Consider the following 15,419-nt stretch of genomic DNA (forward strand, 5'->3'; position numbering starts at 1 on the left):
CGGCACGCCCATGTCTCTGCACCACCCGAGCAAGCGCAGCGACGGCAGGCCCGACGTCGTGTGCCTCTCCCACTTGCGCTGGAACTTCGTCTACCAGCGGCCCAACCATCTCATGAGCCGCTACGCACGCGAGCATCGCGTGTTCTACGTCGAGGAGCCGATCTTCGACGAGGCGCCGGAGAGCGCAGGGAGGCTCGAGTTCTTCGAGACGCGCGAGCCATGGCTCGAGATCGTGGTCCCGCATCTGAGGCCCGGTATGCCTCTGCAGGAGGTGGACGCGTCACTGCGTCAGTTGCTCGATCAGCTCGTCGAGGCGGCTCGCATTCGCGATCCCTTGCTCTGGCTCTACACGCCGATGCTCTTCGAGCCGACGAAGCATTTGAGGAGGAGTGGTCTCGTCTACGACTGCATGGACGAACTCTCGCTGTTCCGTCATGCCCCACCCGAGCTCGTGACGCGTGAGCGCGACCTCATCTCCTCGGCCGACGTGGTGTTCACCGGCGGGCATGGGCTGTGGGAGGCGAAGCGGCACCTTCATCCGCGGATTCATCCGTTCCCGAGCAGTGTCGACGTCGACCACTTCGGCCAAGCGCGCATCGCGATGAACGAGCCCGAAGATCAGCGTGTGATCGCGCGCCCGCGTCTCGGCTTCTTCGGCGTGCTCGACGAGCGGCTCGATATCGAGCTCTTGCAAGGAGCGGCCGAGCGAAAGCCCGACTGGCAATTCGTCATGGTCGGGCCGGTCGTGAAGATCGATCCGGCGACGCTGCCGCGGCGGCCGAACATTCACTACCTCGGTCCGCGCAATTACGAACAGCTCCCGAGCTACCTCGCCGGCTGGGACGTCACCATCATGCCGTTCGCGCGCAACGAATCGACGCGCTTCATCAGCCCGACGAAGACGCTCGAGTACCTCGCCGCCGGCAAGCCCGTCGTCTCGACCTCGATTCGTGACGTCGTCCGACACTTCGCCGCCGAGCAACTCGTGCGCATCGCCGACTCGGCGGCCGACTTCGTATCGGAGGTCGAAGGGGCGCTTTCGGAACGCGATACGCCGCGCGGGACGAAGCGCCGTGCGGACGCCGATGCGATGCTCGCGCGTACCTCGTGGGATCGAACCTGGTCTCGCATGCGCTCGCTCGTACAGTCGGCTCTTTCTCGCCGTCATGCCGACACGACCGAGGAGGCCGCGCCATGTTCGACTATCTGATCGTCGGCGCTGGGTTCGCGGGCGCCGTCTGCGCCGAACGCCTCGCGGCGCGCGGCAAGAGCGTGGTCCTTTGCGATCGTCGCCCTCACGTGGCCGGCAACGCCTACGATCACTACGACGACGCCGGGATCCTCGTGCACCAGTACGGCCCGCACATCTTCCACACCGATGGTCGGCGTATTTTCGATTATCTGTCCCGCTTCACGGCGTGGCGTCCTTACGAGCATCACGTGCTCGCCCACGTGGACGGCCAGAGACTGCCGTTCCCGATCAACATCGACACGGTCAATCGACTCTACGGGCTCTCGCTCGACGAGAACTCGATTGGCCAGTTCTTCGCCGAGCATGCGGAGAACATCGGGCATCCGAAGACGAGCGAAGATGCCGTCGTGGGCAAGATCGGTCGCGATCTCTACGAGAAGTTCTTCCGCAACTATACGAAGAAGCAGTGGGGGCTCGACCCGTCCGAGCTCGACGCCTCGGTGGCGGCCCGCGTTCCGGCTCGGATGAATCACGACGACCGCTACTTCACCGACCAGTTCCAGGTGATGCCGGCGCGCGGTTACACGCGCATGTTCGAGAACATGCTCGACCACCCCAACATCTGGCTCGTACTCGGCGTCGACGGAGAAACGCTTCGGCGTGACGTGCGCCACCGTCAGATGATCTACACGGGCCCGATCGACGACTTCTTCGAACACCGCTTCGGGCCACTGCCGTATCGATCGCTCGAATTCCGATTCGAGACGCACGACATGTCGAAATTCCAACCTGGCGCCGTGGTGAATTATCCGAACGAGCAGGCGTACACGCGCTGTACGGAATTCAAATATCTCACGGGGCAGCGCCACCCGAAGACCACGGTCGTCTACGAGTACCCGCAGGCGGAGGGGGATCCCTATTACCCCGTCCCGCGCCCGCGGAATGCCGAGCTCTATCGCAAATACAAGGCGCTTGCCGACGCAACGCCGAACGTCCACTTCGTCGGCCGGCTGGCGACGTATCGCTACTACAACATGGACCAGGTCGTCGCGCAGGCCCTGGGCCTCGTCGCGCAACTCGAAGGAATCGACGCCCAAGCCGCTTGAGAGACGAATTGGGGCGATATGCCCACCCGTGTGTCAAGTGACGACGCTCTGCATGCGCACGAGGCGTGCATAAGCCCCGGCGCGTGCGAGCAGCTGCGCGTGCGTTCCGCTCTCCACCACACGGCCGCCTTCGAGAACCACGATGCGATTGGCATTGCGGATCGTGCTGAGGCGGTGGGCGATGACGAAGCACGTCCGCGAGCGCATGAGCTCCTCGAGCGCCTTCTGCACGACGGCTTCGCTTGCCACGTCGAGCGAGCTCGTGGCTTCGTCGAGGATCAAGATCCGAGGATCTTTGAGGAGCGCGCGGGCGATCGAAATGCGCTGCCGCTGTCCGCCCGAGAGGTTCGCACCGCGCTCTCCGAGCCTGGTGTCGTAGCCGTCGTCGAGCTCCATGATGAAGTCGTGCGCATGTGCGGCGCGCGCGGCCCATTCGATCTCTTCGTTGCTCGCGTTGGGCCGCCCGTAGGCGATGTTCTCGCGCACGCTCCCCGTGAAGACGAAGGGATCCTGCTGGACGATGGCGATGGCCGAGCGGAGCGTCTCGAGCGAGTAGTCACGCACGTCCACGCCGTCGACGAGCACTCGCCCTTCGGTGACGTCGAAGAGCCGAGGCAGGAGCGAGAGCAAGGTGGTCTTGCCCGCACCGGAGGAGCCGACGACCGCCACGACCTCGCCGGGGTTCGCGTGCATCGTCACCCCGTCGAGCACCAAACTCCGCTGCACGTAAGGCTGGTTGTCTCCGTCGTCGGGGCGATCCTCGTCGAGGCGCGCGTGGGCTTCGTCGCTGTCTTCGGTGTACCGGAAACGGACGTCTTCGAAGCGGACCTCGCCCGAAGGGGGGGGCTCACGGCATGGATTCGGCGGGTCGACGATTGTCGGTTTGATCTCGAGCACGCGGAACACGCGTCGCATGGCGGAGATGCTCGTCTGGTAGACGATGTTGAGCTCGGCGAAGCGGCGCACGGGACCGAACATGATGAGCATGTAGCCGATGAAGCGCGTCAGCGTGCCGGCGGTCATCGTGCCCGCGAGCGCCAGATATCCGCCATAGCCGATCACCATCGTCGTGCCGAAGTGGACCAAGATCTCTCCGGACGACGCGACGAGATGCCCGGCGCGGCTTTGGGCGATCACGAGGCCGTGATGATCGCGCACGTCGCGTTCGAACCGTGCGGCCTCGCGCGTCTCCGCGGTATACGTCTTGACCAGGGCTTGTCCCGCGAGCTGCTCGGCGACGTTGCCCGAGATGCGCGTGAGCTTGCCGTGCATGCGTTCACTGGCCACGCGCACGCGCGGATTGAGCAGGGCGAAAACTCCTGCGTAGATCGGAAAGAGCACGAGGCACGCGATCGTGAGCTTCACGCTGATCGACGCCAAGAGGACGATCGCGATGATCAGCTGCACTACGTCGAGGCCCACGACGATGAGGCCCGTGTACAGAAGCGAAGTGGCCTCGTGGACGTCGTGGAGAAAGCGCGACAGGATCGAGCCGGTTCGCTCCTTGGCGAAGAAGAGCAGACTGAGCTTCTGCAGATGCTCGAAGAGCTCGCGGCGGATGTCGGCGACGATGCCGTGTCCGAGATGAACGTTGAAGTGCCCTCGCCCGTAGACCACCGCCGCGTTGAGGATGGCAGCAAGCGCGGCGAGCTCCGTCATCGTGACGAGCTTGGCCTTCTTCTGTGCGAAGGTCAGGAGCGGCGAGGTGACGACGTCGACGACGGTGCCGATGATCCACGGATAGGCAAAGGAGAGCGCGAATCCCAAGATGCCGAAGCCGAGGGTGAGCGCTGCGTATTTGCGATGCGGTCTCACGTAGCGGAGAAGCTGGAAGAGGGGATTCGGCACTTCACCCTCCGTTCGCGGAGAACTTTCGTGCACGCGCAGCCTCGAGGCGCGTGCGCTGCTTCTCCATTTCGGCGCGAAGCGGCTCGTGCACGGGCCGTTCTCCCTTGTCGTCGGCATAGTCCCAGAGCCCGTTGTGGCAGTGGCGATCGTCGTCCCAGCCCGGGTGACTCACGATGGGATAGATGGTGATTCCGTGCAGATCGCAGCCCGCCTCGATGGCGGTGATGCATTCGTCGGCCACGTAGGCGAGCCACGGCGCGCGCTCGTCGTCTTCGGTGCCCGTCTCGGAGACGATCATCGGGCGCCGGTAGCGCTCCCAGACCTCGAGGAGCATGGCCGAGAGCGGCTTGTAACCCTGGCCTCCGCGAAACACCGTGGTGCGATCGACGGTGAATTGATTGTGCGGATAGAAGTTCACCCCGAGCACGTCGAGATATTTCGGGTCTCCTCCGAGCGACGGCCACGCGCGGCCAATCAGCATGTCCCACGCCTGGTACTGGCTCGCGTTCTCGGCTCGCGCGCGAGCGTGGTTGTCCGGATGATCTGGGAAGGGGAGAACGTGGATGATGGGATCGGGGGTGAGAAAGCGCGCGCGCGGGCAGACCGCTCGAATCTCTTCGATGGTTTCGATCGTGGCGCGGACGAGCTGCGTTTTCAGCTCGACGCCTCGGCCGGTCTCGAAGGGATTCATGTACGCCACGTCGCCGCCAGCCCAGGCGAGGAACGACATCTCGTTGACCGGCGCGAGCATGGGCGTGCTGTCGGTCTCCGAGCCCAGCCATTCGACGAAGGCGCGTGCGTAGCGGGCGAACCGCGACGCGAAGCTCGGCGCGAACGGGTCGACGTCGTGCGGCCAACCGAAATGCATGAGGTCCCAGATGACCTGGATACGGTGACGCTCCGCAGCCCGGACCATGGGCTTGGCGAAGGAGAAGTCGTAGCCGTCGCCGCTACGTGCCGCGCGGACCCACGAGACGCCGTCACGCGCGGCCCGGGACCCCACGGCCGCCAGGCGCGCGTAATCGCCATCCACGAGCTCGAGGTGACGCGTGCTCGCCGCAAGGTCGCGCCGCGTTCCGTCTCTGCGCAAATGGCACGAGCACTCGAAACCGCCGAGAAACATGCTGCCGAACAGCGGGGCTCGCCCATCGCGCGTGGACCGGATCATCCCCCGCGCGCGTGCAACACCTGGGCGAGGCTCGCGCTGCGTGACGCAAAGCCCGAGCTCTCGGTCGCGCTCTCAGGCTTCGCGGCGCTGGTTCGTCGAAACGCGGCTCATGCGGCTGCTGTGGGCGCCGGAGAGTCGATGAGGAGCGATGGGCAGAAGGATGCGGAAGGAAGTGCCGCCGCCCTCGCGCGCTTCGCAGGAGATCGTTCCGCCGTGTGCTTCGACGATCTGCCGGGTGATGGCGAGGCCGAGGCCGGTGCCTTCGCCTTTGGTGGAGAAGAACGGATCGAAGATGCGCGCGCGTACGTCGTCGGGGATTCCCCCGCCGCGATCGTCGACGCCGACCGCGACGCTCATGCCGTCGGCACGAACGGATACGTCGATGCGACCGCCGTCGGACATGGCTTCGCGCGCGTTACGCATCACGTTGAGGAGGGCCTGGCGAATCTGTCCTTCGTCGAACAGCGCGGCGGGCAGGTCTTCGTCGACGTCGAGCACGAGCTCGAGCCCGGCGCGCTCCATCTCGGGGCGAGCAAAGGCGACGATCTCGCGCACGGCGCTGGCGATGTCGTCGGCTTCCATGCGCGGTTGGGGCAGGCGCGCGACGCGCAGATACTCCTCGGACAGATGCTCGAGTCGCTGGACCTCACGCGTGATGGCCGCGAGCAGACTCTTGGCTTCGTCGGGCACGCTGCTTCCGGCGAGCTCCTCTTCGAGCAGTTCGATGTTGAGCCCGATGGACGAGAGCGGATTGCGAATCTCGTGCGTGACGTGTGCGGCCATCTTGCCGATCGCGGCGAGTCGTTCGTTCGCGACGGCGCGGCTCTGAGCCCGGGCGACGGCGCCGACCATGCGCTCGAAGGCCGTCGACAGCTGGCCGATCTCGTCGTCGCTGCGTGTGAGCGGTTGCGGGGTGAGATCGCCTCGCGCGACGGCGCGCGCGCGTTCGGTGACGTGCTCGAGCGGGCGGAGCACGCGCCGCGTGTGGATGGCAACGGCCACTCCGACCGCGAGCGTGAGCGCCGTGAGGAGCGCGAGTTGCAAGAACGCCCGGCGCTCGCGAGCGCGGGTGCGGTCCGAGAGGTCATTCATGGCGCGATCGACGTGCTCCGCAAGAGCACGCAGGCGCTTGTCCCCGTCGTGCTCCATGGTTCCGAGCTGGACGAGCTCTCGGTTCACGCCGTCGCGATCACTCGCATCGAAGGCCGCGAAGAGTCGGTCGAAGGCCAGCTTGTCGGAGGCATACGTGGAGTGCGCGAGATCGAGCTCGCCGGTCAGGTCGAGCGCGAGCTGCTTCGTCTCGGGGCCGCCGAGCTCGCGCAAGTTCTGCATCGAGGCGCGCGTCTCCTCGAGCATCGCGCGTCGTACGGAGGTGAGCGTTTCGAGCAGGATGCGTGTCGAAACGGGATTCTTCTCGTCGGGGATGCCGTCGACGAGCGAGGCCAGCGTGGATTGCACCGCCCGCAGCTGCCCGAGTTTGAGCGCTACGGGGACGTACCCTTTGGCGAGCTCTTCACTGTCTTCCGCGGTGCGTTTCTGCGAGCTCGCGGAATAGCCCGCGGTGACCGCGAAGGCGAGGAGCGTGATCGCGAACGACGCGAGGATCCGACGCGCGACGGTTCGACGCGGCGAATCGGCCGGGGGAAGACTCGCTCGCGTCACGAGAGCCTCATCGGACGCCCGCAGCCTTGGCGACGATGGTGACGAGATCGACCGCGTTGGCGCCTCGCTTCTGGAACGACCGCAGGCTCGACGCACATGCCGTCACGACGGTTCCGCCGCCCTCGGCTTCGTGCTCGGCGAGGCGGTCTTTGGCCATCGTGCTCGCCACGTCGGGCATCGTGACCGGCAGGAGGCCGCCGCCACCCGAGCATCGTGCATCTTCGCGCTTGCGAGCGAATTCGTCGGGAGCGCGACCGAGCGCACGCGCGAGGAGATTGCGGGGCGCGTCGTAGACGCCGAGGCCACGTCCGAGCTGACACGGATCGTGGTAGCGCACGGGCCCTTTGGCCCACGCTTCGTCGATAGGCTCGAGCTTCGCCAGTTCTCGTGCCGCGAACTCGGTGAAGTGCACGACGGGCGCGATCATGCCGATTCCGAGCTCGGCGAGGTGCACGCGAATGGTCGACGCGCAACCGGCGTCGAGGACGACGAGCCGTTCCTTGTGCTTGACCACCTGCGCCAGCATCTCGCCCTGCTGAGCGAAGCGCTTCTTGTCGCCCGCGTACAGCAAAGGCGCGCCGCAGCAGACGTCGATCACGGAGACGGGTTCCCCGCCGAGCTTGGCAACCGTTCGAACGGCATCGGCCGGCGTGTCCCCACGAGCGCGAGCATACGCGCACCCCACGAGCACCGCGGTTCCGGCTCGGTCGCTGACCTCCGGCAAGGCGGCGAGCTGCTGGGCGTTCTCGCGAAGAACCGACGTCCGTTCAGCGAAACGTTCGATGGTGCGCGTTGCGCCGGGCGGCGCCACGCCTTCGGCGACGAGCGCGCTCCGAGCTTCGAAGAGCGTGCCGGTGACGTCGTTGCGGTGATCACAATGCTCCCGACAACCGAAGCAGCCCGTGCATGCCCAGGCGGGGGCGGCGAACGACGGCGCGACGGCTACGCTCTCGTTCGCAGCGAAATACGCCATGCTCATTTTGCCCCACGGCGTCAGCGTCTCACGCGGTTCCGCGTTCGAGACGGGGCATGAGCTCCGGCACAGCTTCGGACAGAACACGCAGCGTTCGAGCGTGGCCTTGCGCGGCTCGAGCGTCGGCAAGCGTCGAAGCGGTCGATCGTCGGGCCGGGACATGGCGGGGATTATGCCTGATAGCCGGGCGTTTCGCTCATTCTCGGCGAAACCCTGGAACGTTCGTTGCTCGCGCTCGGAGGAGGTCCTGCTCGGCCGGACCTGGGCCGAATCCGATGCTGGAAGAGCTCCTCTACCGCTTCTTTCTCGGCGGAACGCTCGTCGCGCTGTTCGCGGCGGTCGGCTCCGTGTGCAAACCGAAGACGTTCGCCGGTCTCTTCGGAGCAGCCCCGAGCGTTGCGCTTGCAACGCTTGGCCTCACGTACGTCACCCATGGCCATGCGTACGTCGCGACGGAGGCCCGCTCGATGTTGCTCGCGACCCCCGCGCTCCTTGCATATTGCGAGATCTGCATCGTGGTGGCGCGCCGCGAACATTCGGTGCGCCTCGGAGCGATGGTCGCATGGCTCGCGTGGTTGGCCGTCGCGCTTCTCTTCTGGGCAGTCTTCCGTGGGGGATCGACATGAGGCCGTCGATCGACTTCGAGCCACTGAAGCAGCTCTCCTGGAAGGAGCATCTCGTTCGCTTCTTCTTCGGTGGCGTCATCACCGTGGTCACAGGGCTCGTCGCGCACTTCTGGGGTCCTTCAGTGGGCGGATTGCTCCTCGCGTTTCCGGCGATTCTTCCGGCGACGCTCACGCTGTTGAAGGAGCACGATGGCCGCAGGATGGCCGCGGAGGATGCGTGCGGTGCACGTCTCGGCGCGATTGGGATGGCAGCCTTCGCCCTCGTCGTCTGGCAGACGTCGCACGCTCTCGCGCCGCCGGTCGTCCTGATTCTCGCTCTCGTCGCGTGGACGACCGTCTCGGTGACCGCCTGGGAGTTGCGATATCGGCATTCGACGTGTTGACGACGACCGAGTTGCTTCCCACGAAGGGCCTTCCTGGCACATCGCTTGCTGGATGTCGTGTGTCTCTGCGTCGAGCGAGACAACGATTCCCATCATCGCGAGAGGACGATTGTGAAGGACCGATTCGGGCGACTCGTTCACGCCACCGCGGATGCAGTTGGACGTCCAACGACGTTCATCGTTGCCGTCTCGGCCATCGCCGTCTGGGCGATTGCCGGTCCCTTTTTGCGTTTTTCGAATACGTGGCAGCTCGTGATCAATACGGCAACGACGGTGGTGACGTTCCTCGTCGTCTTCCTCGTCCACAAGACCCAGAATCGAGACGCCCAAGCCATTCACCTGAAGCTCGACGAGCTCATCCGGGCGAACACGCGCGCGCGGTACGGCCTGCTCGGCCTCGAGTACCGCAGCGACCAAGAGCTTGTGCAGCTCGAGGCGGAGTTCGAAGCGCTACGCGACCGCGTCATCGGTGAACGTCAGAAGCGATCGAGGGGTCCGGCGTCTCCCCGCATGCGTCCTCGCGAAAAGTCCGAGGGCGATCACGTGAGCGCCAAGATCTGACGTTCCGCGCGGACGAGCTCGTAGGCGCACGTCGGATGAACGGTGCGCGCACGATGGGGCCGTGCGCATCGCGCTCGTGTTCGCGGCGGTCGTCGTGGTCACTCCGCGAGGATCGCCACGGCGCGCGCACCGAGATGTCCGCTCTGGAAGCGGCCGCGCGTGAAGAGCACGAGAGACTGCTCGACGCTCGAAAGCGACGGCAGCGCGCGAAGGTCGATCTCCTCGCCTCCGAAGTTGAGGAGCAAGCGACGCTTGAAACGGCTTCGCGCGCGGACGACCTCGAGGACGTCCCCGTGCACCGTTGCTCGGAGATCGGCCCACGCGCACGCCGCCGACAGAACCGGGTCGTGCGCCCGTAGCTGCAGCAGTGCACGATAGGTTCCGAGCACGCGCGTGTGCGGCTCTCGCCAGCGTTCTTCCCAGTGGAGTCGCGCCGATTCGAAGGTGCTCCTGGCTTGCGGATCGGGGATCCGATCGCGCATACGGGCCTCGGCGAACGTCGCGAACGATTGGAACTTCTCGCGTCGTCCCGTACGAACGGCGTCGCCGAACTCCGCGTCGTGGTCGGAGAAGAGTGGAAAAGGCGAAGACGCCGCCCACTCCTGACCCATGAACACGAGCGGCGTGGCGGGCAAGAAGAGGAGGAACGCCGACGCCACACAGAACGCATCGATGTCGACGTCGGCAGTGAGCCGCGTGCCGAAGGCGCGATTGCCGACGTCTTCGTGATTCTGCAGGCAATACACGAGGCTCTCCGGCGTGAGGCCGCGTGCGCGAGGGGAAGCTCGACGCGAGCGTTCTCCTTGCTGCGAAATGCCGGTGCCGATCCATCCTTCGTTGACCGTCTCGGCGATGGCGGCGAGCGTTCCTTCGTAATTCGCGTAGTCCCCGTCGTGATCTTGTGTGAGCAAGACGTGCAGCTGACGTTGGAAGTCGCTCGCCCAGACACCGTCCGCGCCGAGGGCTTTGAGCTCGTCCGGATCGCTTCGCTCGTCGTGGAAGAACACGCGGCGCGGAACTTCGAGCGAGTGTGCCATGCCGGTGATGGCACGAAGGACGTGCAGCTGCGAAGGATCGCGCATGGCATGTGCCGACTCGATGCGGAGCGCGTCGAAGCCGAACTCGTCGAGCCAGTAGCGCGCGTTGTCGAGTACGAGTCTACGCATTGGCTCGCGTGTGAAATCGGGGACGGGCCCGCGACCGGTCTCGGGCTCGCCCGTGAAGTACTCGCTCGCGAACTTCGTGAGGTAGCTCCCGGCAGGACCGAAGTGGTCGTAGACGACGTCGAGGATCACGGCGAGTCCGCGCCGGTGTGCCGCGCGCACGAATGCACGGAGCTCGTCGGGCGAGCCATAGCCGGCATAGGGAGCGAACGGAGCCACGCCGTCGTACCCCCAGCCGCGTGCTCCAGGAAACGCAGCAACGGGGAGGAGCTCGATGGCCGTGAAGCCGAGATCGGCGATGTGGTCGAGCCGATCTTCTGCAGCGCGGTAGGTTCCTTGCGGCGTGAAGGTGCCGATGTGCAGCTCGTAGACGACCCAGCCCGAAGGAAGCGGTGCGTCGAGCAGCGGTTCGGCGCGGCCGCGTTTCGTGATGCGGGCCGGGCCGTGGACGCCGAGGGGCAGCCAACGCGCGTAGGGGTCCGGCACCTCTTCATCGTCGAGAACGAATTTGTAGAGGGCACCGACGCTCACGCCCTCGAGACGCCCTTCGAAGCGACCGTCGCCGCGTGCGTCGAGACGTTCTGTCCGTAGGGGATTCCCCTGCTCGTCGAAGAGACGGACGCCGACCTGGCGTGCGTTCGTGGTCCAAACGACGAAGGTTGTTCCTCCCTCGTCAGGATGGACCCCCAGGCCGAGCTTTGGTTGCGCGGTCACGCGGGCTGCCACGACGCGTACCACTCGGTCTCGGGCAGAGGAGGGGAAGCGGGCGGCACGCGGCGCGAGGTTGTGCGAGTCATGATCGGAGCTCCTGAACCCCCTTGCTGCACGGCTTCGAGCAACGTCGAAGTCGGCGCAGTCGCGCGTATTGCACGCGATGTGCCGGCCGAAGCGTCGCCGCCGGCGGTTCGCTTTCACGTACGGCGACGAGGCGTTTCGAACATTTCCGACCCTTCGTTCGGTGCGCACGTGTCTTCGCGTGAAGACGGGGAGTCCCGCAGCGAGCCAACTTGTCCCGTCGCTCGCGACGCGTGCGCCAAACGCGCTTGGAGCAGACAGCCGGGCCGTACGTCAGTCGTCGACGTTCACTGCCGCGAGTCGGTCACGAAGTTCGTCGAGAGCCACGTGCGGAGTGCTCTTCAGGCGGGCGAGGTCGCTCATCGTGCGGGCCATGGCGGCGTGCTGCGTGAGGAGCTTGCGACCGAAGTGAACGTCGACGTACGTGAGAGCTTCGGGGGAAAGGCGCCCGAGTACGGCCGCGGTCGCTCGAAGCGGCAGCGTGTGCGCGAGAAGGGGAGCGAAGGTGGCGAGCCCCATGGGATGGCCAAGCCTCGGCGCCAGCTCGGCGCCCTCGCGGCACGCGCGCGCAGCGAGGTCGACGAGAACGGGATCCCGCGCGAGCCGCTCGAGGCTTCCTGCGATCGCGACGAGCATCCCGATTGGAATGAAGCACACCGTCGTGGCCGGATTGATCTCGTGCACCGCCATCTCGAGGTGCGTGGGGATCCCCGCCTCCTCGAGTGAACGCACGAGTGCACGAACCACGGCCGCACGATCGCCCGCACGCGGCTCGTCGATCCGTGTGGGCTCCGGCGGCTGCCAGTACCGAATCACGTTCTCGCGCGCGTACGCCACCACGGTGGGCATGCCGGCGAGCACGCGATCGCCGAAGGCTTCACGCATGCGTGCGTAGTCCTGCGGCATCATCGGCGTGAGCACGACGATGGGCGCGTCGGACTGTTCGAGTACGGAGCGCGTCTCTTCGAGCTTGTCGGTCGCAACCGTCAGCAGGATGAGGTCGACGTCTCCTGCGATGACGTCCGTGCGGTGCGGTGAAGCGATCTCCTCGCGGAGGTTGCCCCGTACCCGCTCGATGACGATCGACGTGCGTTCGGCGACTCTGCGTTTCCGCACGACGAACGAGACCGTGGTGTTCGTCCGCGTCGCGAGACGAACGCCGTAGACCGAACCCAGCGCACCGGCGCCGTACACTGCGACGTGCACGGCGCGCGTGCCCCTCAGCGGTACGTGAAGCGCAGGTCGTGGTCGCAGATGCGGAAGACGTCGCCTTCGGCGATCTGCTTACGAGCGATGCGCTGGCCGTTGTACTCGACGCCGTTGGTCGAGCCCATGTCGACCATGAAGTAGACGCCGTTCTGGTACTCGACCATCGCGTGCTGACGTGACACGTTCGGGTCTTTCAGGGTGAGGTCGCTCGACTGCTTGCCGCGACCGATGACGAAGCGGTCCTTCGTCACGCCGACCTTGTCGCCCTGGTAGATGATGCTGAGCGTGGTCGTCGCGGGGCTGAGGCCGCCGCCGTTGTAACCGCCGCCCGCGCCGGGGATCGGCGGCATCGCCGCGGTGCGCGCACCGGGAATGGGAGGTGGAGCCGCGCTCGTGCGCGGAGGCGGCGGAGGCTGCGAGCGCGCGCCCGAGCCGAGCGGACCGCCCATGCGGGGAGGGGGCTGCATACCGAGCCCGCTCGACCCACCACCACGAGGCGGGGGAGGCGGAGCAGGAAGGCCACCACCACGCGCAGGCGGAGGCGGCAGGCCGGCTGCGGCTCGCGATACGCCACCCGCACGCATCGACGGCGGAGGCATCGGAGGGGGAGGAGCGCTTGCGAAGCCGCCACCACCACCATGGCCGACACCGCCGTGGCCGCCGCCGCTACCCTCGATGCCGCCGCGCGCGCTGGGATACGGCGTGCGGTTGCCATAGCTACGCTGGCGGGCGTACTGCTTCATGGCCTCGTTGATGAGATAGTCGACGCTGCATTCGAGCTCGCGCGCCATCTGCTCGAACGTCTCCCAGAGCATGTCCCGGCATTGGAACGTTCGGGGGCTCTTCTTGTTGGGATCCGAGCTCATCTCTGATTTCAGCCCTTTGCTCGCCTTACCGAAAAAATATTGCGTTCGCGGGTGTCTGGGAAGCGATTCGTAAGAGACCCCAGAAAAAGCGCGGGGAAACGGGGGAGCAACGACCTTACCGGTCACTTCTCCATCGAGGGCACGAGGCAGAACTTCACGAATTCACCGACGGTCGTGAGCTCCTTCGGCTCCGTCTCCTTCGGGTCCTTCGAACCTGCCTTCGGGACGTCGCACTGCCACGAGCAGTCATCTTCCTTGTCGCACTTCGGAAGCGCCGTCTTGTCTGCCGAGTACGGCTCGACGATGCCGTGATCGGCCTTCTTGCCCTCCCAGAAGAAGCCGAGCGCCGTCATCTTCGCGCCGAACTCTTTGCTGCCGAGGTACGGCATGATCACGTCGCGCGGCTTGGGCTCGCCGTTGGCGGGCTCCATCTTGCGAATCAGCTCGCCGTAGGAGAGCGGCTCGGTCATGCCCATCTTCGTCGCCGGCGTCTTCGGCAGGTGGGACATGAACTCGTGGACCTGCTTCGTCGACATCGTCTTCAAGACGAGCGAAGCGGCGACCCAGCGTACCTTCCAATGCTTCGCGTCGAAGATCGTGTAGAGCTTCGGGACGATCTGCTCTTTGGGGAACTCGCCGAGGCGCGCAAAGGCGACGTCGCGCACGGCGTCGGGCGTGTCGTCGTTCTTCGCGATGGCGAAGACGCGATCGAGATCGGCGGGATTGTTTTTGTCGACGCGCCCTTCGAGCGCGGCGAGCGCGAGCTTCCGGCGCTCGGCGGGGTTCTGACCGTTCGCCGCGTACGAGAAGAGGTAGTCGATCGCCGGGCGTCCGCCGACCTTCTTCATCGCCGGGAAGACTTCTTCCGTGAGGCGGCGCTCCTGGATCTTGTCGACCTGGCCCGCGACCTGGTTGTCGTCCGCCTTGATGTTGTTCTTGGCGTTCGAGTCTTTGACGACCTTGGTCTGCGCGTCGAGCCAGTCCTTCGACGTGTAGCGGGTGGCGAGCGCGACGAGCGCCTCCGACGCCTTCTGCTTCGCCTGGTCGTCGCCGACGTCGTTGACGAGGCCGGCGATGCGGTCGAGGCGCGCGGTGTTCTCGTTGATGATGCCGGGCAGCGTGCGAACGCTCTCCGGGCCGAGCCAGTGCATCATCTGCTCGAGGCCGAACTGCTGTGCGCCGTTCTCGATGCGGTCTTCGAAGCCGGTCTGCGCCCAGTGGATGAGCGCGTCTTTCAGCTGCGCGCGCGTTGCTTCGTTCGACACGAGCGGCGGCTCGTGCGTGAGCATCGCGAAGGCCGCGTCCTTGTACGCGATGGTCGGATCGGGCGGCAGACGGCCCTCGGGCGTGCGCGCCGGCGGGGGAGTCTTCAGCTGATTGATGAGCTCCGGCGCCATGCGGTCGACGACCTGACGGCGTGCTTCTTCACCGAGCTGATTGAGCGCGCCTTCGCGCGTCTGGCCCTCGTCGTCCTTGTACTTGTCGACCAGGAAGCCGATGCCCTGGCGAACGCCGCCGCGAGGCGGCATGCGGATGAGTGAAAGCGCGGCGTCGGTCCGGAGATCCCAGCCGTACTTGTCGTGGGTGACGACCGCCACGAGCTTGTAGGGCCCGTGCTGCGTGGTCTCCCAGCGCTTGACGTCGCTCTCGGCGACGCGGCACCCGACCGTCGACCCTGCAAACGTCGTCAGTCCTACTGCCAGGACCGCAGAACGCCTCCAGTTGCCGAAGGCACGCTGCCTCATCGTTCCGCCCATCTTTTCCCTCGGCCATCTTTCGATGGCCATCTTTCGACGTGAACGTGGCCGGACTCGCCACCCATTCGCTTGTTGGCACCGAACATTACGCTGGACCTTGGAGGATACCC

General features: G+C 65.9%; 13 protein-coding genes. 5 read left to right on the forward strand and 8 right to left on the reverse strand.

The window, feature by feature from the left end:
- The first annotated feature begins 10 nt into the window (after positions 1 to 10).
- Together AKJ09_RS54310 and glf are read left to right on the forward strand one after the other, a co-directional pair.
- Positions 11 to 1,210 (forward strand): glycosyltransferase family 1 protein, encoded by a 1,200-nt coding sequence (locus AKJ09_RS54310; RefSeq protein WP_205633741.1) that lies wholly within the window; start codon positions 11 to 13, stop codon positions 1,208 to 1,210.
- A complete protein-coding gene (glf, locus tag AKJ09_RS54315) occupies positions 1,195 to 2,298 on the forward strand; it encodes a UDP-galactopyranose mutase (RefSeq protein WP_205633742.1) in 1,104 nt (367 codons plus the stop codon). Before AKJ09_RS54310 ends, glf begins: the two co-directional genes overlap by 16 nt.
- Positions 2,299 to 2,331: 33 nt before the next feature.
- Here glf and AKJ09_RS18860 read toward each other — a convergent pair whose 3' ends face one another.
- The 4 genes from AKJ09_RS18860 to AKJ09_RS18875 form a co-directional block, all read right to left on the reverse strand.
- On the reverse strand, positions 2,332 to 4,146 hold the full coding sequence (locus tag AKJ09_RS18860; protein ID WP_169927655.1) for an ABC transporter ATP-binding protein: 1,815 nt from the start codon (positions 4,144 to 4,146) through the stop codon (positions 2,332 to 2,334).
- A gap of 1 nt (position 4,147) precedes the next feature.
- The gene (locus AKJ09_RS18865; RefSeq protein WP_146648591.1) at positions 4,148 to 5,314 is read right to left on the reverse strand and encodes a glycoside hydrolase family 1 protein; all 1,167 of its coding nucleotides are present in this window, start codon (positions 5,312 to 5,314) and stop codon (positions 4,148 to 4,150) included.
- 72 nt (positions 5,315 to 5,386) lie between these two features.
- Positions 5,387 to 6,976: a sensor histidine kinase gene (locus tag AKJ09_RS18870; protein WP_146648592.1), complete on the reverse strand. Its 1,590-nt coding sequence runs from the start codon at positions 6,974 to 6,976 to the stop codon at positions 5,387 to 5,389.
- A 7-nt stretch (positions 6,977 to 6,983) separates the two neighbouring features.
- Positions 6,984 to 8,111 (reverse strand): (Fe-S)-binding protein, encoded by a 1,128-nt coding sequence (locus tag AKJ09_RS18875; RefSeq protein WP_146648593.1) that lies wholly within the window; start codon positions 8,109 to 8,111, stop codon positions 6,984 to 6,986.
- A gap of 113 nt (positions 8,112 to 8,224) precedes the next feature.
- Here AKJ09_RS18875 and AKJ09_RS53085 point away from each other — a divergent pair, with 113 nt between their 5' ends.
- The 3 genes from AKJ09_RS53085 to AKJ09_RS18890 all read left to right on the forward strand — a co-directional run bounded on the left by AKJ09_RS53085 (position 8,225) and on the right by AKJ09_RS18890 (position 9,519).
- Positions 8,225 to 8,575 carry a DUF3147 family protein gene (locus AKJ09_RS53085; RefSeq protein ID WP_169927656.1) on the forward strand — a complete coding sequence of 117 codons (351 nt, stop codon included), beginning with the start codon at positions 8,225 to 8,227 and terminating at the stop codon, positions 8,573 to 8,575.
- Positions 8,572 to 8,958: a DUF3147 family protein gene (locus AKJ09_RS18885; RefSeq protein WP_146648594.1), complete on the forward strand. Its 387-nt coding sequence runs from the start codon at positions 8,572 to 8,574 to the stop codon at positions 8,956 to 8,958. The genes AKJ09_RS53085 and AKJ09_RS18885 overlap by 4 nt, the downstream gene beginning before the upstream one ends.
- A 111-nt stretch (positions 8,959 to 9,069) precedes the next feature.
- A complete protein-coding gene (locus AKJ09_RS18890) occupies positions 9,070 to 9,519 on the forward strand; it encodes a low affinity iron permease family protein (RefSeq protein ID WP_146648595.1) in 450 nt (149 codons plus the stop codon).
- A gap of 98 nt (positions 9,520 to 9,617) precedes the next feature.
- On the opposite strand, the gene AKJ09_RS18895 is transcribed toward AKJ09_RS18890, so the two are convergent.
- The 4 genes from AKJ09_RS18895 to AKJ09_RS18910 all read right to left on the reverse strand — a co-directional run bounded on the left by AKJ09_RS18895 (position 9,618) and on the right by AKJ09_RS18910 (position 15,297).
- Positions 9,618 to 11,396: an alpha-amylase family glycosyl hydrolase gene (locus AKJ09_RS18895; RefSeq protein WP_169927657.1), complete on the reverse strand. Its 1,779-nt coding sequence runs from the start codon at positions 11,394 to 11,396 to the stop codon at positions 9,618 to 9,620.
- A 354-nt stretch (positions 11,397 to 11,750) separates the two neighbouring features.
- Positions 11,751 to 12,683 carry a ketopantoate reductase family protein gene (locus AKJ09_RS18900; RefSeq protein WP_169927658.1) on the reverse strand — a complete coding sequence of 311 codons (933 nt, stop codon included), beginning with the start codon at positions 12,681 to 12,683 and terminating at the stop codon, positions 11,751 to 11,753.
- A gap of 14 nt (positions 12,684 to 12,697) precedes the next feature.
- Positions 12,698 to 13,552: an FHA domain-containing protein gene (locus tag AKJ09_RS18905; RefSeq protein ID WP_146648598.1), complete on the reverse strand. Its 855-nt coding sequence runs from the start codon at positions 13,550 to 13,552 to the stop codon at positions 12,698 to 12,700.
- Between the two features lie 122 nt (positions 13,553 to 13,674).
- A complete protein-coding gene (locus AKJ09_RS18910) occupies positions 13,675 to 15,297 on the reverse strand; it encodes a hypothetical protein (protein ID WP_146648599.1) in 1,623 nt (540 codons plus the stop codon).
- Positions 15,298 to 15,419: the final 122 nt, after the last annotated feature.

This window comes from Labilithrix luteola (assembly GCF_001263205.1).
Lineage (GTDB): Bacteria > Myxococcota_A > Polyangia > Polyangiales > Polyangiaceae > Labilithrix > Labilithrix luteola.